Source organism: Streptomyces sp. NRRL B-24085 (assembly GCF_001282115.1).
GTDB lineage: Bacteria > Actinomycetota > Actinomycetes > Streptomycetales > Streptomycetaceae > Streptomyces.
The window spans coordinates 1-2,390 of the sequence record NZ_LJBR01000637.1 but is presented as its reverse complement, the minus strand read 5'-3'; the positions used below and the strand labels follow the sequence as shown (position 1 = coordinate 2,390).

The 2,390-nt window shown below is 68.1% G+C and carries 3 protein-coding genes; all 3 read right to left on the bottom strand.

What is annotated here, in order from left to right; all coding sequences use genetic code 11:
* Window positions 1-825: MFS transporter (locus AOJ26_RS40670; RefSeq protein ID WP_053853350.1), on the bottom strand; the 825-nt coding region annotated here is incomplete at its 3' end.
* Between the two features lie 66 nt (window positions 826-891).
* Window positions 892-1,575 (bottom strand): VC0807 family protein, encoded by a 684-nt coding sequence (locus tag AOJ26_RS40665; RefSeq protein WP_053853349.1) that lies wholly within the window; start codon window positions 1,573-1,575, stop codon window positions 892-894.
* A gap of 69 nt (window positions 1,576-1,644) precedes the next feature.
* Window positions 1,645-2,289 carry an HAD family hydrolase gene (locus AOJ26_RS40660; protein WP_053853348.1) on the bottom strand — a complete coding sequence of 215 codons (645 nt, stop codon included), beginning with the start codon at window positions 2,287-2,289 and terminating at the stop codon, window positions 1,645-1,647.
* Window positions 2,290-2,390 lie beyond the last annotated feature (101 nt).

Sequence of the window (2,390 nt, the reverse complement as noted above, 5' to 3'; positions counted from 1 at the left end):
CCCCAGCCGTACGACCGCCGCCGCCCCGAACCGCCGCACCCCGAAGTCCCCGACGGCCCGCCCCAGCAGGGTCGTCACCATGTAGACGTTGTACGGCACGGTCGCCAGCTGCTCACTGCTCCCGAGCACGTCCTGAAGGTACTTCGCACTCCAGTTGGAGACGGTGGAGTCCCCGATGTAGGCGAAGGTCATCACCAGGCAGAGCGGCAGCAACAGCTTGAAGACGACCCCGTCCCCGCCCTCGGCCTTCTCCTCGACGGCGGCCACATCTCCGTCGACGTACCAGCGGCTCCCCACCAGGCACAGCGGCACCAGCACCGCCACGACCGGCAGATAGGACACGAACAGCGCGAGATGCCAGTGCGCCCCGACCCAGGCGAGCGAGGCCCCGACGATCCCGCCGAGGCTGAAGACGGCATGGAAGCTGAGCATGATGCTGCGCCCGTACGCCCGCTGGAGGCTCACCCCGAGCATGTTCATGGACGCGTCGAGCATGCCGACGGCCAGCCCGAAGGCGGCGAGCGAGACACCCAGTTCGAGCGTCGAGTCCCCGGCTCCCACGCCGAGCAGCGCCAGGAGCACCACGGGCTGGGCGAGCCGCAACAGCCGGCTGGGCCGTATCCGCTTCACCAGATGCTCGGTCGAGACGCTCCCGACCCCGGCGAGGATCGGGACGGCGGCCAGGAAGGCGGGCAGCAGCGCGTCGGAGACCCCGTACCGGTCCTGGATCGCCGGGATCCGCGTCACCAGCAGAGCAAAGGCGGCGCCCTGCGCGAAGAAGCTGAACGCCAGCGAGGCCCTGCCGCGCCGCAGCACATCTGTCATGGCGGCGAGCGTAGGGCCCCGGCGTACTCGTGGGTAGATCCAGCCAAAGATGAATTTCCCTCAGCTTTATCGGGCGAGGGCGACCTCGGGCCTGGCGGGAGCGCAGGTCCTCGTCTCGGCGATCAGCATCCGGGCCATGGGACCGGCCCCGATCGCCCCGCTGACCAGGAACGCCACCGCCATCGACACGACCATGACCACGGACCCGAGCCACACCATCGTGTCGACCGGCAGCGTGTACGCCCCCACGACCCGCAGCACGCACTCCGTCAGCAGGACGACACCCCACACCACGGAGAACCGCCGCTCGGCCCTCCGGAAGTCCGCCGACCCGCCCTGGAGCCGCGCCCATGCGTCCTCCCGCTCGGAAATCCCCTTCACCAGCCAGGGCTTCATGCCGGCGGTCATCATCGGCTTCCCGAGGGCGACGGACACCAGGATGCCGATGCCGACCACACTGCTGACCCCGCTGTCCTTGGCGAGCATCAGCCGCGGGTCACCGGCGACGAAGCTGAGCAGCAGCCCGGCGACGTTGACCACGAGGATGAGGGCGGCCAGTCCATTGACGGTCCGCTCCTTCACCACACTCCAGCCGGTCCGCACGGCCGGGACGACACTGCTGAGGCCGAGTGCCGTCAACGTGCTCGTCCCGAGCCCGTCCTTCAGCAGGTAGTACGCCCCGATCGGCACAGCCACGTCCACGATCAGAGGAGCCAGGTTCGCGCGCTTCGAGTTCGTCTTCGTCGTCATGCCCTCAGCTTCTCGCCCGGACCTGGTCCCCCGACAGAAACGATCGTCCGGACCTCGGCATGACAAATGTCAGACGAGCAGGTCCACCAACTCACCCATGTCGGAGAAGAGTTGGGTGGCCCCGGCCAGCTTCGCGGCGGGCGTCATCGCCGTGAACCCGAACACGTCCATCCCCGCCGCGTTGGCCGCCTGCACTCCCAGGGGACTGTCCTCCACGACCACACACCGCCGAGGTTCGACCCCCATCCGCTCGGCCGCGTACAGGAAAAGATCCGGCGCCGGCTTCCCCCGCCCCACATCCTCCGAGCTGAAGATCCGCCCGTCCTCGAACCACCGGTCAAGGCCGGCCGCCCGATGCCCCACCCGGATCCGCGCATGGCTCCCGGAGGACGCCACACAGTACGGCACCCCGTCCGCGGCCAACTTCTCGAGTACGCCGGTGATACCGGCCACGGCCTTCAACTCCCGTTCGAACGCGGCGAAGACCCTCGCGTGGAAGACGTCGTCGAAGTCGGCCGGCAACTTCTGCCCGGTCCGCTCCAGGACGAGCTCATGGATCCGGTGCATGGCGGAGCCCATGTAGTCCCGGATGGAGTCCTCGTAGGAGGTCGGGTGCCCGAGCTCCGTCAGATAGGCGGCGAGATGCCGGTTGGAGATCGGCTCGCTGTCGACGAGCACACCGTCATTGTCGAAGATCACGAGGTCATAGCGCATGCCATTGACCCTAAACGCAGAAAACCCCCGTGCCGAATGGCACGGGGGTTTTCTCAAAGATTGTTCGGCGGTGTCCTACTCTCCCACAGGGTCCCCCCTGC